Origin of the sequence: Arthrobacter sp. YC-RL1 (assembly GCF_001454985.1) — a bacterium.
Classification (GTDB): Bacteria; Actinomycetota; Actinomycetes; order Actinomycetales; family Micrococcaceae; genus Glutamicibacter; species Glutamicibacter soli.
Genome location: NZ_CP013297.1, coordinates 894,929 through 912,845 on the forward strand (window position 1 = coordinate 894,929; position 17,917 = coordinate 912,845).

17 protein-coding genes are annotated in these 17,917 nt (G+C 67.1%); 6 read left to right on the forward strand and 11 right to left on the reverse strand.

Annotation, left to right across the window (positions count from 1 at the left end; all coding sequences use genetic code 11):
• Nucleotides 1-45: 45 nt before the first annotated feature.
• Both ATC04_RS04165 and ATC04_RS04170 read right to left on the reverse strand, forming a co-directional pair.
• On the reverse strand, nucleotides 46-702 hold the full coding sequence (locus ATC04_RS04165) for a response regulator transcription factor (protein ID WP_047120005.1): 657 nt from the start codon (nucleotides 700-702) through the stop codon (nucleotides 46-48).
• Entirely contained in the window at nucleotides 699-2,066 is a 1,368-nt protein-coding gene (locus tag ATC04_RS04170; protein ID WP_047120004.1) for a histidine kinase, read from the reverse strand. The genes ATC04_RS04165 and ATC04_RS04170 overlap by 4 nt, the downstream gene beginning before the upstream one ends.
• Before the next feature lie 151 nt (nucleotides 2,067-2,217).
• Between ATC04_RS04170 and ATC04_RS04175 the strand changes: the two genes are divergently transcribed.
• On the forward strand, nucleotides 2,218-2,769 hold the full coding sequence (locus ATC04_RS04175) for an acyl-CoA thioesterase (RefSeq protein ID WP_047120003.1): 552 nt from the start codon (nucleotides 2,218-2,220) through the stop codon (nucleotides 2,767-2,769).
• Here the strand turns inward: ATC04_RS04175 and ATC04_RS04180 are convergent.
• Both ATC04_RS04180 and ATC04_RS04185 read right to left on the reverse strand, forming a co-directional pair.
• Nucleotides 2,766-3,380 (reverse strand): phosphoribosylanthranilate isomerase, encoded by a 615-nt coding sequence (locus ATC04_RS04180; protein WP_047120002.1) that lies wholly within the window; start codon nucleotides 3,378-3,380, stop codon nucleotides 2,766-2,768. The genes ATC04_RS04175 and ATC04_RS04180 overlap by 4 nt on opposite strands.
• A complete protein-coding gene (locus tag ATC04_RS04185; RefSeq protein ID WP_231735900.1) occupies nucleotides 3,377-4,390 on the reverse strand; it encodes an acyl-CoA thioesterase in 1,014 nt (337 codons plus the stop codon). The genes ATC04_RS04180 and ATC04_RS04185 overlap by 4 nt, the downstream gene beginning before the upstream one ends.
• An 85-nt stretch (nucleotides 4,391-4,475) precedes the next feature.
• Between ATC04_RS04185 and ATC04_RS04190 the strand changes: the two genes are divergently transcribed.
• The 3 genes from ATC04_RS04190 to ATC04_RS04200 all read left to right on the forward strand — a co-directional run bounded on the left by ATC04_RS04190 (nucleotide 4,476) and on the right by ATC04_RS04200 (nucleotide 9,856).
• Nucleotides 4,476-6,209 carry an ATP-binding cassette domain-containing protein gene (locus tag ATC04_RS04190; protein ID WP_160309099.1) on the forward strand — a complete coding sequence of 578 codons (1,734 nt, stop codon included), beginning with the start codon at nucleotides 4,476-4,478 and terminating at the stop codon, nucleotides 6,207-6,209.
• A complete protein-coding gene (locus tag ATC04_RS04195) occupies nucleotides 6,210-7,988 on the forward strand; it encodes an ABC transporter ATP-binding protein (RefSeq protein WP_047120000.1) in 1,779 nt (592 codons plus the stop codon). It abuts the gene before it with no gap.
• 68 nt (nucleotides 7,989-8,056) lie between these two features.
• Nucleotides 8,057-9,856, forward strand: coding sequence for an FMN-binding glutamate synthase family protein (locus ATC04_RS04200; protein ID WP_047119999.1), 1,800 nt, complete (start codon nucleotides 8,057-8,059; stop codon nucleotides 9,854-9,856).
• Here ATC04_RS04200 and ATC04_RS04205 read toward each other — a convergent pair.
• The 4 genes from ATC04_RS04205 to ATC04_RS04220 all read right to left on the reverse strand — a co-directional run bounded on the left by ATC04_RS04205 (nucleotide 9,853) and on the right by ATC04_RS04220 (nucleotide 12,786).
• A complete protein-coding gene (locus ATC04_RS04205) occupies nucleotides 9,853-10,914 on the reverse strand; it encodes an enoyl-CoA hydratase/isomerase family protein (protein WP_047119998.1) in 1,062 nt (353 codons plus the stop codon). The two genes, ATC04_RS04200 and ATC04_RS04205, sit on opposite strands and share 4 nt — an antisense overlap.
• Nucleotides 10,915-10,962: 48 nt before the next feature.
• Complete coding sequence (locus ATC04_RS04210; RefSeq protein WP_047119997.1) at nucleotides 10,963-11,868, reverse strand: LysR family transcriptional regulator; 906 nt, start codon at nucleotides 11,866-11,868, stop codon at nucleotides 10,963-10,965.
• Nucleotides 11,869-11,914: 46 nt separating this feature from the next.
• Complete coding sequence (locus tag ATC04_RS04215; protein ID WP_047119996.1) at nucleotides 11,915-12,178, reverse strand: hypothetical protein; 264 nt, start codon at nucleotides 12,176-12,178, stop codon at nucleotides 11,915-11,917.
• A gap of 131 nt (nucleotides 12,179-12,309) precedes the next feature.
• Complete coding sequence (locus ATC04_RS04220; protein WP_047119995.1) at nucleotides 12,310-12,786, reverse strand: Lrp/AsnC family transcriptional regulator; 477 nt, start codon at nucleotides 12,784-12,786, stop codon at nucleotides 12,310-12,312.
• Between the two features lie 221 nt (nucleotides 12,787-13,007).
• Between ATC04_RS04220 and ATC04_RS04225 the strand changes: the two genes are divergently transcribed.
• Together ATC04_RS04225 and ATC04_RS19840 are read left to right on the forward strand one after the other, a co-directional pair.
• Nucleotides 13,008-14,264 (forward strand): MFS transporter, encoded by a 1,257-nt coding sequence (locus ATC04_RS04225; protein ID WP_047119994.1) that lies wholly within the window; start codon nucleotides 13,008-13,010, stop codon nucleotides 14,262-14,264.
• A 195-nt stretch (nucleotides 14,265-14,459) separates the two neighbouring features.
• Nucleotides 14,460-14,753 carry a hypothetical protein gene (locus ATC04_RS19840; RefSeq protein WP_231735901.1) on the forward strand — a complete coding sequence of 98 codons (294 nt, stop codon included), beginning with the start codon at nucleotides 14,460-14,462 and terminating at the stop codon, nucleotides 14,751-14,753.
• Here the strand turns inward: ATC04_RS19840 and ATC04_RS04235 are convergent.
• From ATC04_RS04235 to ATC04_RS04245, 3 genes are all read right to left on the reverse strand, one after another.
• Nucleotides 14,740-15,732: an LLM class flavin-dependent oxidoreductase gene (locus ATC04_RS04235; RefSeq protein ID WP_231735902.1), complete on the reverse strand. Its 993-nt coding sequence runs from the start codon at nucleotides 15,730-15,732 to the stop codon at nucleotides 14,740-14,742. The genes ATC04_RS19840 and ATC04_RS04235 overlap by 14 nt on opposite strands.
• A 124-nt stretch (nucleotides 15,733-15,856) precedes the next feature.
• Nucleotides 15,857-16,060: a cold-shock protein gene (locus ATC04_RS04240; RefSeq protein WP_028268826.1), complete on the reverse strand. Its 204-nt coding sequence runs from the start codon at nucleotides 16,058-16,060 to the stop codon at nucleotides 15,857-15,859.
• A 293-nt stretch (nucleotides 16,061-16,353) separates the two neighbouring features.
• On the reverse strand, nucleotides 16,354-17,871 hold the full coding sequence (locus ATC04_RS04245; protein ID WP_047119992.1) for an MFS transporter: 1,518 nt from the start codon (nucleotides 17,869-17,871) through the stop codon (nucleotides 16,354-16,356).
• Between the last annotated feature and the right edge of the window lie 46 nt (nucleotides 17,872-17,917).

Below are 17,917 nucleotides of genomic sequence, written 5' to 3' on the forward strand. Positions count from 1 at the left end.
GCCTAGGAATCCAGGCGGCGGCGGGGCTCACTCTGCAGGCTGAAACTATTGGATGAGTCCGACGCGGTGGGCGAAGAGCACACCCTGGACCCGGTCCCTCAGATGCAGTTTCGCCAGCAGGTTCGACAGGTGGGTCTTCACCGTCGCCTCCGACAGGGAGAGCACCGCGGCGATCTCCTGGTTGTTCTTGCCCTTGGCCAGCTCGGTGAGCACCTGCAGCTCGCGTTCGGTCAGGGCGGAGAGCAGGTCCTGCCCGTCCGCGTCCGGCGCCGCCTCGGCCGGGGCGGAGCGGTGGCGGATGAGCTTGAGGGTGACCTCGGGGGAGAGCAGGCCGTGGCCCGCGGCGACCTGGTGCACTGCGGTGATCAGCGTTTCCGGGTCGGTGTTCTTCAGCAGGAAGCCGCTGGCCCCGGCGTCCAGGGCGTCGAAGAGGTAGTCATCGCGGTTGAACGTGGTCAGCACCACGACCTTGGTGTCGGTGTCCCGGCTGATCCGGGAGGTGGCGGCGATGCCGTCCAGCTGCGGCATCTGGATGTCCATCAGGACCACGCTTGGATTCAGCTCGGTGACCAGCGCCACCCCCTGCTCGCCGTTCTCGGCGGTGCCCACCACGCTGATCTGCGGGTCGGTTTCCAGGATCAGCTTCAGCGAGGAGACGATCAGAGGCTGGTCGTCGCAGATCACGACGGATATCTTGCTCATGGCACCAGTGTAGTTTCCGCGCCGGCCACCACCCGCAGCCGCGCCCGGGTGCGCCAGCCGTGCGGGACGCGCGGGCCGATCTCCACCAGACCGTGGTGCAGATTGGCCCGCTCTCGGATGCCGCGCAAGCCGAAGCCGCTGCCGGAGCTGTCAGGGAGCGTAGTTCCCTCGTCGGTGATCTCTGCTTCGACCCACGGGCCCTGCTCGTCGACGCCCGAGCGCAGGCTCAGGGTGGCGCGGCGGGCGGTGGAGTGCCGGCGGACATTGGCCAGGGCCTCGCCGCAAATCCGGTAGAGGGCCAGGGACACGCCGGCGGGCAGCGAGTCCAGGTAGCCGGGGGTGTGCTCGGCGCGGGAGAGCTCGACGGCCAGGCCTTGCGCGCGGTTCTCCGCCAGCAGCGTCGGCAGCTGCTTCATCGACGGTTCAGGCCGGCGCGCGTCGCCGCCGGAATCAGGCAGCATGTCGCCCCCGCTTTCGCGCAGCACGCCGAGCAGCGCGCGGGTCTCGCCCACGGCGCTGCGCGCCGAGTCCTCGATGCCCTTCATGAGCTCGGCGGCTTTTTCCGGGTCGCGCCGCTGGACCATGCGCGCGGCGCCGGCCTGGACCCCGACCGAGGCGATGTGGTGGGCGATCACGTCGTGCAGCTCGCGGGCGATGCGCAGGCGCTCCTCGTTCACCGCGCGGTCCGCCAGTTGCTGGGACTGGTCGGCGATGCGCTGCGCTTGGGTCTTGACCAGTTCGTTGGCGTAGGCATTGGACCAGCTGACCAGCCCGAGGAAGATGGAGCCGCCGAAGAACAGCAGGTTGATCAGGAAGGTGTACAGCGGGAAGGCGATATCCGCCGGGATGTCGCCGGCGGGGTTGTCCACCATGCTGACGTCCATGGATTTCATCAGGTCCGAGGTGAACAGGTCGATGATGATCCAGACGGCCATGGCCAGCAGCACGATGCTCAAGATGCTCCACAGCGCGCGGCGGTTCCGCGACCAGGTGACGGCAGTGTACAGGCCCAGGAAGTAGGCAAGCTGCGCGCAGATCTGCATGGTGACCATGTAGGCCTCCGAGGTGCCGCTGACCATGAAGGCGGCGGAGCCCAGAAGCATCATGGAAATCGGCCAGCGCCTGCGGAACATCAGCGGCAGGATCATCGCCGACAGCACTGCCAGCGACGCCCCCTGAGATGGGGCGTGCTCGACCTCGGTCAGCGAGAGGCTCAGCTGCTGCATCACGATGGCGAAGGCCAGCAGCCCCAGCGCGGCGAACATGTCGCGGCGCAGGCCGGCCTTGTCGGGGGCCGGGCGTTCCCAGTCGGCGGGCGGGAGGGAAGGAAGCCGCCGGTGGACGTAGTCGGTCAGTCGGCGCATGGCGGCTCCTTGGACAAGTGCGTCGTTCAAAAGTCGCTTTCGACTTTAGCGGGCGGCGAGGGGAAAACGCGTGATCCGGCAGGATTAGGCCAAAGGTTGAGAGCGGAGGAAACAACTGGGAAAACAAGTTACCGAACGGTAATGTGATGGTATGCACATGATTTTTCGAATCCTGATGGTGTTCTTCAAAAGCAAGAAAGCACCGAAGCTGTCGATGTTCGACACCGGCTCGGTGAGCATGCGGGCCACGCTGACCGACATCGACTTCGCAGGCCACATCAACAACGGCATGTACTTCTCGATCTTCGACCTGGGCCGCTTCGACCTGATGTTCCGCTCGGGCGTCTGGGACATCCTGCGCAAGAAGAAGTGGACCCCGGTGGTGCAGTGCGAAACCATCACCTTCCGCAAATCCGTCGAGCTGGGCAAGAAGTTCTCCCAAGAAACCCGCTTGCTGGGGCTGGACGAGAAATGCATCTACTTCGAGCAGCGCATCGTGGTCGACGGGGAGATCTACGCCCGCGCCTACATCGCGACCCGCATGACCTCGAAGAAGGGCGCGGTGTCCAACGAGGAGATCATGCAGGCGGTGGGGCTGGAGGTTCCCGCGGACCGTGTGGTCCCGCAGTGGCTGCACGACTGGCGCGAAAACGGCGCGCTGCCAGGCTCCCGCAAGCCCGCGCCGCACAACTGGCTGGGCTAGCCGGCTCTGGTCTTCGCGGCGTCGAGAAACGCGGCGATCAGCTGCGGGTCCTTGACCCCGCGCGAGGATTCCACCCCGGAGGAGACATCCGCGCCGGAGGCCTGCGATTGCTCCAGCGCGCCGGCCACGTTGCCGGAATGCAGCCCCCCGGCCACCAGCCAGCGGCGCCCCGCCGCCAGCTCGCGCACCGCGGCGTAGTCCCAGCTTTCGCCGCTGCCGGGAACGGCCGCGTCGATCAGCAGGAAGTCCTCGCCCCAGTCCTCGAACTCGCTTGCTCCGGCATCCATGCGCACGGCGCGGATCGCATGGAATCCAGCAGCCTTGACCGCGGCGATGTCCTCAGGGGTGCGCCGTCCGTGCAGCTGGATCCAGCCGACGCCGGCCTGCCGGGAGAGCCGGATCGCGGTGTCCGCGTCCTCGGAGCGGAATACCGCCACCGTGGCCACCGCGGCGGGAACGGCGGAGAGCAGTTCGGCGGCCAGGGCGGGGGAGACCTCGCGCGGGCTGGGGGTCAGCACGAAGCCCAGGGCGTCGGCGCCGTGGGCCACGGCGGCCGCGACGTCCTGTGCGGTGGACAGCCCGCAGACCTTCACGAAGGGCGAAGCGCTCACTTGGACTGCTCCTGGGCTGCGCCGGCCTGCCCCAGATCGTGCGCCAGGTGGGTCGGGGTGTAGCCGCCGGGGGCGTTGGCGCGGATGGTCAGCAGCTCCAGCGCGTGGTCGTGCAGGCGGTGGTCCTCCTCGGTGACCGGGATCCATGGCTTGACCGGCACCGCGGTGCCGGTCTCGTCGCGGGTGACCATGATGGTCAGGCAGTAGGTGGTCAGGTTCATTTCGCGGGTCTTCGGGTTGCCCGAGCGCACGTGCACCGCGATGTGCATGCCCTTGGTGCCGGTGTAGACCAAGCGGGCCTCGACCTCCACCAGGTCCCCGATGAACAACGGGCGGTAGAAGCGGATGCCGCCGGAGAACACCGCGACGGTGTCCAGCCCGCAGTAGCGCGAGGCGCACAGTGCCGCGGCCTCGTCGATCCACTTCATCACGATGCCGCCGTGCACCTTGCCGCCCCAGTTCACGTCGGTGGGCGAGGCCATGAAGCGCAGGACTACGCGCTCGGCGGTGCCGGCGTTCGAGTAGACCTGGTCCTTCATCGAGGCGACGATCTGGTTGCGGACCTCGATGCGGGCCAGCGCGTTGTTGCGCAGCTCGATCTCCCGCAGGGATTCGGGAACGTAGTTCGGCACCGCGGTGGGCTTGCCGTTGCCGTCCACCGCCACGAAGATCACCAGGCAGGTGGTGGACATGGTGGGGCGCAGCTCGCGCGGATCCGAGAAGGAGACCTCGGTGCGGATGTGCATGGAGGTGCTGCCGGTGTAGACCACCGAAGCGGTGACCTCCACCAGGTCGCCGGAGCTGATGGGATCCTCGAAGCGGATGTTCCCCACGTAGGCGGTGACGCAGTAGCTGGAGGACCAGCCCACGGCCGCGGCGTAGGCGGCCTTGTCGACCCATTCCAGCACGGTGCCGGCGGAGACCGTGCCGGCCACCCCGACATCCATCGGGGCCGCCAGGAAGCGAAGGGTCACCGAATTCGGTCGGGTGGCAGGTGCAGGACTCATCATGCGTTCAAGTCTGACTGATGCGAAACCCTGCGGGCAATCTGTGACATCCCGGCCCCGCCGCGGGCGCTGGCCTAGGATTGAAGCTGTGCATAGGGTCTTTGGTCTTTTCTCGGCGTCCACGGCACTGGTGGTCGCGCTCAGCCTGCTCGGAGCGGCCGGCACCGCGGGGCTGGCGGTCCTCATCGGCCGCGCCATCGACGTCGTCGCCGCCGGCGGCATGCCGGATGCCGGCTGGTACCTCGGCGCCGTCAGCGAACTGCTCACCGTCGCGGTGTGCGCCTGGCTGGTTCCGGTGCTCGCCGCGCAGGCGGGCCGTCAGCTGACCGAGCACCACCGCACCCGGCTGCTGCAGCACTACCTGGCCATCGGCCCGCTGGCCGTGCGGCGCGCCGGGGAAGGCGAGCTGGTGCAGGCGGCCATGGACTCGGTGGACCGCTCGGTCAAGTACCGCACCGCCTTCATGGGCCCGGCGATCGCCGCGGTGTCCACCCCGGTGCTGGTGCTGGTGTTCATCGCGCTGTTCATCGACCCGCTCTCCGCGGGGCTGATGCTGCTGCCCACCGCCCTGGTCCCGCTGATCGTGCTCGGATTCCAGAAGCTGTTCAGCGCCTCCTCCGGCGAATACCGCCGGGCGCAGGGCATCCTGACGGCGACCTTCCTCGACGCGCTGCGCTCGCTGGGCATGCTCAAGCTCAACGGCGCCGGAGGCTGGATGGGGCGCCGGGTGGCCAGGGCCTCCGAGCGGGTGCGCTGGCAGGTCATGAAGCTGCTGGCCCGCAACCAGATCGTGCTGCTGGTCATCGACGCCAGCTTCGCCATCCTGCTGCTGTCCACCGCCTCGATCCTGGCCTGGTGGCGTTTGGGCAGCGGGGCCTTCACCACCGGCGAAGCGGCCGCGCTGGTCATCCTCAGCTTCCTGATGCTCGCCCCGGTGAACTACGTGGGCAGCTTCTTCTACATCGGCCTGACCGGGCGCAGCGCGGAGAAGAAGATCGCCGAGATCGAAGAGATTCCGGTGCACCAGTCAGTCGCCCGGCCGCTGGATATCGACCTGCACACCGGGGATCTGGTGCTGGAGAACGTCGGCGCGAGCTACGACGGCGAGCACCGCACGCTGCGTGGCGTCAACGCGGTGTTCCCGGCCGGCTCGCGCACCGCGGTGATCGGCCCTTCGGGCAGCGGCAAGACCACGCTGCTGCGAGTGCTGCAGGGGCAGCTGGAACCGGACGAGGGCATCATCCACGACGGCCGCCACGGCATGGGGCCCGCCACGCTGAAGCACAACGCGGCGGTGGTGGAGCAGCACGCGACGCTCTTCGCCCTGACGCTGCGCGAGAACCTGCAGCTGGCCGCCCCGCTGGCCACCAATGCCCAGATGATCCACGCGCTGGAGCAGGCAGGGCTCGGCGGCTGGCTGGGCGATCAGGCGACCAGGAGGCTCGACGAGCCGCTGGGCGAATCCGGGGCGCGGCTGTCCGGCGGCCAGGCCCAGCGCCTGGCGCTGGCCCGGGCGCTGCTGGCCGGCCGCCCGCTGCTGCTGCTCGACGAGCCCACCAGCTCGCTGGACGTGCAGACCGAGGCCGAGGTGCTGGCGACCCTGCGCAGCCTGGATCGCTCCATCACCACCGTCACCGTCACCCACCGGCTGGGCCTGCTGGCCGACTACGACCGGGTCATCGTGATGGACGGCGGACGGATCATCCAATCCGGGGACCGGCAGGCCCTGCTGGCCCAAGACGGCTACCTGAAACGCGCCATGGAACATTTCACGCAGCGCGCCCGCGGGCTGCGCACCGCCCACAGCGGAAGGGACAAGTAGATGAGGCCCCAGCCAACCGCCCCCGCCGCGCCGAAGCCCGGGACCGCCGCCACGCTGCGCTGGCTTGTCGGGGCCACCTCCGACCTGCTGCCGCCGCTGGCCCTGGCCTGCCTGCTTTCCTGCCTGACCCGCTTCGCCTCGCTGGGCATCTACCTGGTCGCCGCGCTGGGCGTGGCCAAGGCCGCCGGGATCCAGGTGCTCGGCATCTCCGCGTCCTGGACCGCACTGGCGCTGGGCATCCTCGCGCTCGGCCTGGCCAAGGGGGCGCTGCGCTACGGCGAGCAGTACGTCGGGCACAAGGTGGCGTTCCTGTCGCTGTCGCGGCTGCGCAACACGCTGTATGCGGCCGCCGAGCACCAGGCGCCCTTCGCCGCGCGGAGCCGGAATTCCGGCGGCCTGCTGGCCGTCGCCACCCGCGATGTGGACCGAGTCGAGGTGTTCTTCGCCCACACCCTGCCGCCGGCGGTCTCAGCCGTGGTGGTCAGCGGCGCCGTTACCTGGTGGACCTGGTCGTCCTTCGGCAGCGCTGCTGCGCTGGTCCTGCTGGCAAGCTACGTGCTGCTAGGCCTGGTGATCCCGGCGCTGGGCATCCCGACGCTGCGCAGGACCGCCGCTGGGCAGGCGCGTGTGCGCGGCCTCCAGAACCAGCAGCTGGCCGAGCTGCTCAACGGCATCGACGTGGTCCACGGCTACGAGGCGGGGCCGCGGATGCTCGCCCGCTTCAACGGAACGGCCAAGCCCTCCACGGCGGACACCCTGCGCGCCGGACGCATCACCGGCCTGCGCGCCGCGCTGTCCCAGGCGGTCATCTGGGGCAGCCTGCTCGCGCTGCTGGTGGTCGCGGCCCGGGACCACGAATTGGGGGCGCTGCTGGTGCTCACGGTGATCGCGGTGCCTTCCTATGAGGCGGTGCGCGCGGTGGACGGCTTCGTAGTGGGGCTGCAGGACTCGCTGGCCAGCGCCAAGCGGCTGCATGCCATGGCGCTGGGAGAGCCGCAGGTGGCCGAACCTGATATGCCGCGGCTGCTGCCTGAATCAGGCACGCTGTCGGTCAGGGGCCTTTCCGTGGCCTACGGGAAGGACACCGTGCTTTCCGGCCTGGACCTTCAGCTGGCTCCCGGGCAGCTGGTGGCGCTGGTGGGAGACAGCGGATCGGGCAAGTCCACCGCGGCTTCCGCGCTGGTCCGCGCGGTGCCCAGCACCGGTGAATGCTCCTATGGCGGAATCCCGCTGGAGAGCGCGCCGCTGCGCGAGGTGCGCTCTCACCTGCTGCTGGTGTCCCAGGAGGCGGTCATGGTGCGCGGCACGCTGCGCGAGAACCTGCTGCTGGGCCTGGAGCACATCGAGGACGCCGAGCTGGTCGCCGTGCTCGAAGAGCTGGGCCTGGGAACCTGGCTGGCAAGCCAGAAGCAGGGCCTGGACACCAGGCTGGGGGACCGTGCCACCCGGCTCTCCGGCGGGCAGCGCCAGCGTCTGGCTCTGGCCCGCGCGCTGATCCGCCGCCCGAAGGTGCTGATCCTCGACGAGTCGACCAGCGCGCTGGACGCCGCCAGCGAGCAGCTGGTGCTCGCGGCGGTCGAAGCCCGGCGCACCGCGGGAATGGCGGTGCTGATGATCAGCCACCGGATCTCCATCCTGCACGGGGCCGACCGGATCGTGGTGCTGCGCGAGGGGCAGGTTGCCGAATCCGGCACCCCTGAGCAGCTGCTGGCCCAGCCGGATTCGCTGTTCAGCCGCATGGCAGTGCGCGAAGCCGACCGGATCGAACCTGCGAACTAGCTTGGCGCAAGGCGACTATTTCCCCGGCGCACCTGACAGGGAACCCCGTGCGGGGTTAGGCTCGCCACATGATGCGCATAGTTGTCCTCCTGTTTTTAGCTGTGCTGGTGGCGGGCTTCGTCATCACGGCAATCCTCGCGGGAACCTCCGGGGAGTGGGTCTGGTGGATCCTAGTGGGGCTGACCGGCCTGCTGGTGGCCCTGGGCATCCACGATCTGGTGCAGAAACGCCACGCGATCCTGCGCAATTTCCCGATCGTCGGCCATGCACGCTACCTGTTCGAGTTCATCCGGCCAGAGATCCAGCAGTACTTCATCGAGCGAAACACCGATGGGAAGCCATTCAGCCGGGATACCCGTTCGGTGGTCTACGCCCGCGCCAAGGGGGTGGACAGCCACAAGGCCTTCGGCACCGAGCTTGACGTGAACCGGGTGGGGCACGAGTACCTGGTGCACTCCACCGCGCCGGTGGCGCCGCCCTCCGAGCAGCACAGGGTCCGTATCGGCTCCAGCCAATGCACCCGTCCCTATGACATCTCGCTGCTGAATATCTCCTCGATGAGTTTCGGTGCGCTGTCCTCCCACGCTGTCATGGCGATGAACAAGGGCGCTTCCATGGGCGGATTCGTGCAGGAGACCGGCGAAGGCGGGCTGACCAAATACCATCTGGAGTACGGCGCAGACCTTTTCTGGGAGATCGGCTCCGGGTACTTCGGCTGCCGCACCGAGGAGGGGCGCTTCGCGCCGGAAACCTTCCGCGCCAAGGCCAGCCGCGAGGAAGTCAAGGGCATCACCATCAAGATCTCCCAGGGCGCCAAGCCCGGTTTGGGCGGCGTGCTGCCGGCGGCGAAGATCAACGAAGAGATCGCCGAGGCGCGCGGCGTCCCCATGGGGCAGGACTGTATCTCCCCGGCGAGCCACCCTGAATTCTCCACCCCGCGCGAGCTGCTGGAGTTCGTGGCCCTGCTGCGCGAGCTCAGCGGCGGCAAGCCGGTGGGCATCAAGTTCTGCGTGGGCTCGCGCACCGACGTGATGGCGATCTGCAAGGCGATGCTGGAGACCGGGACCCTGGTCGACTTCATCACCGTGGACGGCGCCGAAGGCGGCACCGGTGCGGCGCCGATCGAGTACGAGGACCATGTAGGCACCCCGCTGACGGAGGCGCTGATGCTGGTGCACACGATCCTGGTGGGCACCGGGTTGCGCGAGGAGATCCGGCTTGCGGCCGCCGGCAAGGTGGCCAGCGGCTCGGATATCGTCAAGCGGCTGATCCAGGGCGCCGACTTCACCTTCGCCGCCCGCTCCATGATGATGGCCACCGGCTGCATCCAGGCCCAGCAGTGCCACACCAACCATTGCCCGGTGGGCGTGACCACGCAGAACAAGCGCCTGGAACGCGCGCTGGACGTCCAGGACAAGGGACACCGCGTGTACAACTACCACCGGCTCACGGTCACGGAAGCCGGCCAGCTGATGGCGTCCATGGGACTGACCAGTCCGGAGCAGCTGAACACGCGGATGCTGCGCCGCCGGGTGAACTTGCAATCAACCCGTTCCTATGCGGAGCTGTTCCACTGGCTGCGCCCCAACGAGCTGCTGGAGAATCCGCCGGCTTCCTGGGTCCAGGACTGGCAGGAAGCGGATCCGGACCACTTCGGCGAATTCGTACCGGTGCCCTACGGGGTGCCGCGCGGGGTGGGCATCGAACCGCCCCGGCGGGAAGAGGAACCGGCCGACGCGGTCAGCGCACCGCGCGTGGAGCCGCGCAACTCCACGAAAGTGCATCCGGTGCACCAGGACGTCACGCGTCCCGAAGGGCAGCCCGGGAACCAGATCATGGACCAGCAGCACGAGCCGCAGCAGCCCTAGGCGTCGGCCGGGTCCATCAGCTCCAGCAGCGCGTCCTGGTCGACGGCTTCCAGGGTGCCCGGGGTCCACGAGGGGTTGCGGTCCTTGTCGATGACCTGGGCGCGGATTCCCTCGGCCAGGTCGGGCCGGTGCATCAGGTGCGCGGCCAGCCGCAGCTCGCGGTCCAGCGCCGAACGCAGGTTGTCCTCGGCGCGGGCGGCGCGCACCGCATGGAACGCCGAGGCGACGGAGGTGGGGGAGTTCTGGGCGATCAGGGCGGCCGCCTGCTTGGCATGCGGGTGCACCATCTGCTCCAGACGCTGCACGACGTCCTCCGGGCTGGCGGCGCTGAAGGCGTGGTCCACCCAGCTCTGGTCCAGTTCAAGCCGGTGGGATTCCGCCGCGCCGTGCATCACCTCGATCGCCGCGGCCAGGTCCCCGGCGTTCAGGCCCATGTATTCGTCGAGGTGGTCAAGGATGTTTGCGGCGAACTCCTCCGAGACCACGACGTCGGCGAAGCCCAGGTAGACGGCGTCCGCGCCGGTGAAGGAGTCCGCGGTCATGGCGAAGTATTCGCCGAAGTGGCCGGGCATGTTGGCCAGCAGGTGGCTGCCGCCGACATCCGGGGTGTAGCCGATCTTGGCCTCCGGCATGCCCATGCGGGCCCCGGCGGTCACCAGGCGCACCGGCGCATGGCTGGCCAGGCCGATGCCGCCGCCCATGGTGATGCCGTGCGCCAAGGTGACCAGCGGCTTGGGGTAGGAGGCGATGAGCTGGTCGGTGTCGAACTCGTTGGACAGCAGGTTGAGGAAGTCCTCGTGGCGTCCGGTGGTCACCGCGGCGTGGAAGTCGGCGATGTCCCCGCCGGCGCAGAATCCGCGCGATCCGCGCCCGGTGAGCAGCACCGTGGAGATCTTCGGGTCCTGGGCCCAGGCCTTGAGCACGCGGTGCAGCTCCAGCAGCATCTGGAGGTTCAGGGCGTTCAGCTTCGCGGGGCGGTTCAGTTCCAGATGGCCCAATGCGCCGTAGACCGTCGAAATGACCAATGGTTCTGCCGGAGAATTGCTGTCGTGCGCCACGAAGTACCTGCCCTGCTGAGTTCTTGAACGAGTGTTGTTGGCTTAAGCCTAGTGGGCCAGCACCTGGGCGAGGCGGTCCAAAACCAGGTCAGCCTTCGGCTTCTTCGAATTCTCCGGTTTCAGCGCGAAGATGGAGCGGGCCAGCCGGATTTCCGGGGCGTCGACGATGCGGATGCCTTCAGGGGCGTTGGCCATGGCCAGGTCGGGCACCAGCGCCGCGCCCAGCCCGGAGGCGACCAGGCTCAGCGAGGCGTTGAAGTCGTCGCAGTAGGCCGAGACCTGCGGATGAATGTTGTAGGAGGCGAACAGCCGCGAGATCAGCGTCGCGTCCGAGGTGCCGGGGTGGTGGAAGATCCAGGGCCATTCGGCCAGCTGGTCCACGGTCAGCTGGGAGTCCTCGGCGATCGGCCAGGAGGAAGGGATGACCACGCGGAACTGGTCGTCGCCCAGCCAGGTGCGTTCCAGCGAGGCTGGCCAGGACAGGCCGCCGGGGCCCACCTGGAAGATGAGCGCCAGGTCCAGGTCGCCGCCGCTGCCCAGCCCGGCCACGGTCTGCTGTGGTTCGCCGATCCACAGGCGCAGGTTGATGCCCAGCGAGGGCCAGTCCTCGGCGGTGAGGATCTGCGGCAGCGCGAAGGTCGCCAGCGACGGGAAGATGCCGAGCTTGATTTCCTCGTTCTCCGCCGAATCGGTGGAGATGGTCGCGACGTCCGCCATGAGGGCGTCGAGATCCGTGAGGACACGTTTCGCGTGGCGCACCATGCGCAGCGCTCCGGCGGTCGGGGTGATGGAACGGGCGCCGCGGACGAACAGGGTGGTGCCCGTGCTGCGTTCCAGGGCGGTCATCTGCTGGGAGACGGCGCTGGCGGTATAGCCCAAGCGGGTCGCGGCGGTCGCGAATGAACGGTGTGCAACCACCTCGAGCAGGGTACGCAAGTGAACTGGATTAATCACTTCTAAAGTCTAAGACCTTCAGCCCAACCTTCGCTTAGTCAGTGAGCTAGTCCTCATCTTCGCGCTCGCCGTCCTCCGAATCCTCGTCGTCGTCCTGGCCGTCCTCGCTGAACTCGTTGTCCAGCTCGTCTTCGGTTTCCAGGTCATCGTCATAGAGGTAGTGGCGCTGGGCCAACGGGTCGATGTTGCGCATGGTTTCGGGCATGTCGCTGGATCCCTCGTAGGCCTGCGAGTCGCGGCCGTCGTCCGGCTCGTAGATGTCGTTGCCGTATTCGGGGGCGAAGTCGGTGGGTTCAAAGTCCCGGCTCATGGCGTGCTCCTTCGATTGGACGAGGATCTGCCGGAAGTCGGGCACATACCTCGTGACTTCTCTTGGCTCCAGCCTAGAACCCTTATGACCTGAACAAAAGACTTGTAATTGCGTGTCGCGGGTGGTTGCGATCAGTGGTCGTGCTCGGCGTAGTGCTCCAGCAGCGGAGCGGTGCGATAGGCCAGGTGGGAGTGCAGCGCGAAGGTCGTTTCCGAGCGGGTCACGCCCTTGATGCGCAGGATTTGGCGCAGCACCGACTGCAGCTGGTGGGTGTCGGTGGCGATGAGGCGGACCCAGACGTCTCCGCGCCCGGAGGTCTCGTGGATTTCCAGCACGTTCGGGATCTGGCGCAGCGCGGTGATGACCGCGTCCAGCTCCCGGTGGTTCACCTCCAGGGTGACGAAGGCCAGCACGTCGTAGCCCAGCACACCCAGGTCGATGTCGCGCCCGCCTTCGCGCAGCACCTCGGAGCGCTGCAGCCGGCGCAGGCGGGACTGCGCGGTGTTGCGGGCGACCCCGGCTTCGTCGGCAAGCTCTGAAACCTGGATGCGTGGATCCCGGATCAGGGCCAGAAGAATCTTCAGGTCAACGTCGTCCAACCGCACCATTTGCTCACTCCCGATACCGCCATAGGCCCTAAATTTGACCATATTGCTCAAATTCTATCAATAAACAATCCTTGGTGAGATCAGAGGGCGGATATTTGTGAGAGAACGATCTGTTGTAGTAGACAAACGCAAGCAGAACGCTCAAACAACCGGTGGGGCAGCGAGTGGCCCCACCGGTAAAAATTTTTCCCCTGCCGACAGCTATTTCCGCGGGAGCGCCAATGTCCGTCATCAGTGAGCTGCGTATGCAGCACGGCACGCCGCGCATGATGTCATGGAACCCCGGCACCGCCACCCGCTTGGCCATTACCATCCTGGTCAGCTTCACGCTGCTGGTCGGCGCGAACCTGGCAACGCCGCTGTATCCCCAGCTGCAGGCCGACCTGCACCTGGGCGCCATGGGCACCACGATCGCCTTCGCCTCCTATGTCTGCTCCCTGATGTTCTTCCTGCTGGTGGTCGGGCATTGGTCGGACCATGTGGGCCGCCGCGCCGCCCTGGTGCTGGCCGTCGGGGTCTCGCTGCTCGGTACGCTGGCGTTCGGAGCGGCCGGGAACCTGTGGCAGCTGTGCCTCGGACGAGGGCTGCAGGGCGCTGGAGTCGCCCTGGCCACCGGGGCCAGCGCCGCGGCGCTGCGCGAACTGCTGCCGAGCAAACCCGAATGGGCTTCGCGTTTCACCCTCCTGGCTTCGTCGGGAGGCGTGGCATTCGGACCACTGATCGGCGGCGCGCTGGCGGGCCTTCCGGGAGGCCGCTCCACGGTGTTCCTGATTCAGGCCGTCCTGCTGCTGGTCGTCCTGGTTCCACTGGGCACACTGCAAGCGCGCCCGGCCATTGCCATGGCGAACCGCGGTGAAAGAAGCCGCGCGCTGGCTCCGCGCCGCGTGGGCATTCCGTCCAACGCCCGCACCGAGTTCTGGATGGCTTCGCTTGTCGGTTTCCTCAGCTTCGCGATCTTCGGTTTCGTGCTGTCCTTGGCACCGGGCTACCTGGCCGGCGCCTTCGAGCTGCAGTCCCTGTGGGCCGTCGGGCTGGTTGCCGGGCTGCCGCTGGGTATCGCCGCGCTGTCGCAGATCGTGGTGCGCGGCGGAAAGATCCTGCTGCCGCTGGGCTTGGGGCTGATGGCCGCCGGGACCCTTGCCTTGCTCGTTGGCGCCACCCTGGGCTGGCTCTGGCTCGGGGTGCTGGCCATGGTGGTCCTCGGCTTGGGCCAGGGCATCGCCTTCCGCACGGCATTCGGCCTGTGCGTGGATGCTGTCAGCCCTGCGTCCCATGCGCAGACCGTCTCCAGCATCTACCTGGTCACCTATCTGGGCAGCGCGCTGCCGGTGATCGTGCTGGGTTGGGCCGCGGGGCGCTTCGGGCAGCTGCCGAGCATCATGGTGTTCTGCATTGCCGGTGCGGCGGCTGCCTTGCTGATGCTGGTATGGTCGGCGCTGTCCCTGCGCAGGACTGGCGGCCCCTCGCGCGTAGTGTAGGGGGGGCATGAGCGCTTCGGCCCTACGTGCACCGACCGCGCCGCCCTGTGGGCCGCAGCAGCCAGGTCCTTGCTCCCGCGCTGCGGCTGGGCTTGGTGACCGGTATTTCCTTCATCGAGGCACCGCTGAAATTCACCGCCCCGGGGATCACCATTCCGCTGGGGTCGGGCATCGGGCGCCTGGTCTTCTTTGCGAGTGAACATCGTTGGAATCCTGCTGTTCATCGCCCTGCTGCTCGGCACGCCCAGCCGCGGCACCGACACGGCCTGGAAAGGGGGCGTGGGGATTGCCGGCCTCGTGCTGCTGCTGAAGAAGGCAGCGATCCGCCCCGGCTCGTCCCGCCGCACCGATGCGGTGCTGTCCGGGAACTTCGGGGGCGGATCGCTGTGGCACTGCGCCTATATCGGAGCCGAAGGGGTGCTGACCGTGACGCTGGCGGTGCTGCTGGTCATGGCGGTCAGGCGCTGGGTGACGATCAGCGCGCGCTGACCAGTTCGGCGGCGTCGGCGGTGATCATGACCGATTCCAGGCGGGCCTGCTCGTCGGTCGGGTAGTGCACGGTGATCAATTCATCGGCTTGGGCGGTCTGCGCGAAATGCGCGAGGTACTCGGTAACCTGCTCGCCGGTGCCGACCGCCGAATACCGCATCATGTCCAGGATCTGCTGGGCCTGCGGCGTGTCCATGAGCATGTCGATTTCAGCCTCGGTGAACTCCTTGTCCGCTCCGCGGCCCAGGAAGCTGGCCACGCGGTGGCGGCGTGCGACATTGAACAGTTCATGGGCCCGTTCGCTGGTCTGCGCCGCCAGCACGCCGACGCCTGCGATGACGTATGGCTCGGAGAGCTGCTCGGAGGGGGTGAATTCCTCGCGGTACAGCTTCACCGCCTGGTGCAGGGCCGCGGGGGCGAAGTGCGATGCGAAGGAATACGGCAGGCCCAGCTGGGCTGCCAGCTTCGCCCCGAACAAGGAGGAACCCAGGATGTACAGCGGGACGTTCGTTCCGGCGCCGGGGATGGCCTGCACCGTGGGGATGCGGGATTTGCCGGCGAGGTACGCCTGCAGTTCCAGCACGTCGTGCGGGAAGGAGTCCGCTGCCGACGGATCGCGGCGCAACGCGCGCAGGGTCGTCATGTCGGTGCCCGGGGCGCGGCCCAGGCCCAGGTCGATGCGGTCGCCGAAAATCGTGGCCAGGGTGCCGAACTGCTCCGCGATCACCAACGGCGAGTGGTTCGGGAGCATGACGCCGCCGGAACCCAAACGGATGCGCTCGGTGTGGTGGGCGATGTGGCCAATCAGCACGGAAGTCGCGCTGGAGGCGATATTCGGCATGTTGTGGTGTTCGGCGTACCAGATGCGTTCGTAGCCGTGGCGTTCAGCAGTTTGCGCAAGCCTGACGGATGATTTGAATGAGTCTGCAATTGAGCCGCCGGGAGACACCGGGGCGAGGTCCAAAATCGATAGCTTCACCTTGTGCATAACCATGGGCCGGCTGCGTCTATTCCGTGGCGGGCACGGAAAAACCGATGGGTGGCTATCCATTGCGGATAGCCACCCATCGGGTGAAGTCAGGCGTTAGTGCCAAAGACCTTCTTTAGAGAGCACGGATGTCTGCAGCCTGCAGACCCTTTGGACCCTCAACTACTTCGAACTCAACCTTCTGGCCCTCGTCCAGGGTGCGGAAGCCCTGGGTCTGGATTGCGGTGAAGTGTGCGAAGACGTCTGGATCGCCGCTGTCTGGAGCGATGAAGCCGAAGCCCTTTTCAGCGTTGAACCACTTGACGATTCCGGTTGCCATATTCTTATTTGGTCCTTTCAGACGTTTCTCGCCATGGTTTGTGCGGCGAGCTTGGTTGTATCCACGCAAGTTCCACGCTGGTTGCGCGAGGTGAACTTGCGAAGCAGCCAAGTCATTCACTTCACGTCTAGAAGGGGTTCGCGCCAACCAGGGATGGTCCGACATTCACAAACTTCTAAAGGGTACTTCGCGAATTACTTTGGAACTACACTGCCTAGCCTACGTGGTCAAAGTCGACTTTTGAATAACTTTGCAGCAATTTATCGAAAATTTGAGATATCGTCGCGAAAGCTTCACTTCACGGCTGGTTTGATGATTTTCACGACCATGACCGCAGCGATCAGCGAAAGCACCGCGGCGATGCCCGAGGTGAACAGCACGCCGTGGTCGAAAGCCTGCGCGGCGGATTCGATCAGGGCCTGCGCCGAGGCCGGGTCCAGACCCGCAGCCACGTGGTGCGCGCCGCTGAGGGTTTCGCCCGCCTGGGCCGCCGCATCGGGGGAGATGCTGCCCGGCACCTTGAGGTTCGAGCTGTAGACAGTGTTCAGGATGGTGCCCAGCACGGCGGTGCCCAGCACGGCGCCGACCTCGTACGCGGTCTCGGAAATGGCCGAGGCAGCCCCGGCCTTGGAAGCCGGCACCGCGGCCAGCGCCATGTCGTTGGACAGCGTTTCGGTCATGCCGATGCCGATGCCCAGCACGCAGAAGGCAGCCATGAGCAGCACGACGTTCGGGTTGCTGCCCGCCACGATCACCATGGTGTAGGCCGTGGCCGAGAACAGCAGGCCCAGGATCATGATGTTCGGCGAACCGAAGCGCTTGGACAGCGGGACGGAGAGCAGGCCGAAGCCCATGGTCAGGATCAGGCCCGGAGTCATCAACAGTCCGGCCTCGATCGGGCTGTAGCCGGCGATCAGCTGCAGGTGCTGGGAGACGAAGTAGATGAAGCCGACCAGCGAGAACACGCCGATGAGGTTCACGATCAGCGAGCCGGAGAAGCGGCCGTTGTTGAACAGGCGGACGTCGATCATCGGCTTGTCGGAGCCCAGCTGGCGCCGCACGAAGGTCACGCCGCACACCACCGCCAGTGCCAGGGCGCCCAGCGGGATGTACCACGGGCTGCTCGAGAAGGACTTGATGGCGTAGGTGAATGGCAGCAGGGTCATCACGATCAGCAGGATCGAGACCGGATCCACGCGTCCCGGGTTCGGGCCCTTGGACTCCGGAACCAGGATCAGCCCGCCGATCAGCAGCGGCAGCAGCATCGGGACGGCGATCAGGAAGACCGAGCCCCACCAGAAGTGTTCCAGCAGCAGGCCGCCGACGATCGGGCCGAGCACCGAGCCGCCGGAGAAGGCAGAGGCCCAGACAGCGATCGCGGTGCGGCGTTCGGTGTCCTCGGTGAAGATATTGCGGATCAGCGACAGCGTGGCAGGCATCAGCATCGCGCCGAAGATGCCCAGCAGGGCGCGGGCGGCGATCAGCTGGCTCGCGTCGGTGGCGAACGAGGCCAGCGCGGAGACAATGGCGAAACCCGAGGCGCCGATCAGCAGCAGCCGGCGGCGTCCGATGCGGTCGCCCAGCGAGCCGAACGGCACCAGCAGGCCGGCGAGGATCAGCGGGTAGATGTCGATGATCCACAGCAGCTGCGCGCCGCTGGGGGAGAGGGCTTCGGAAATCGCCGGAACCGCGAAGGTGAGCACGGTGTTGTCCACCGAAATCAGCAGCACCGGGAAGAGGAGCGCTACCAGCGCCGCCCAACGTCGCGGCTTGGACAGCGTTGAGGTGTGGTCGGAGAGCAGTGGGCTCATGGGTATCATCCTGATGATCGTTAACGGGGCTGAATGCCTGAACAAT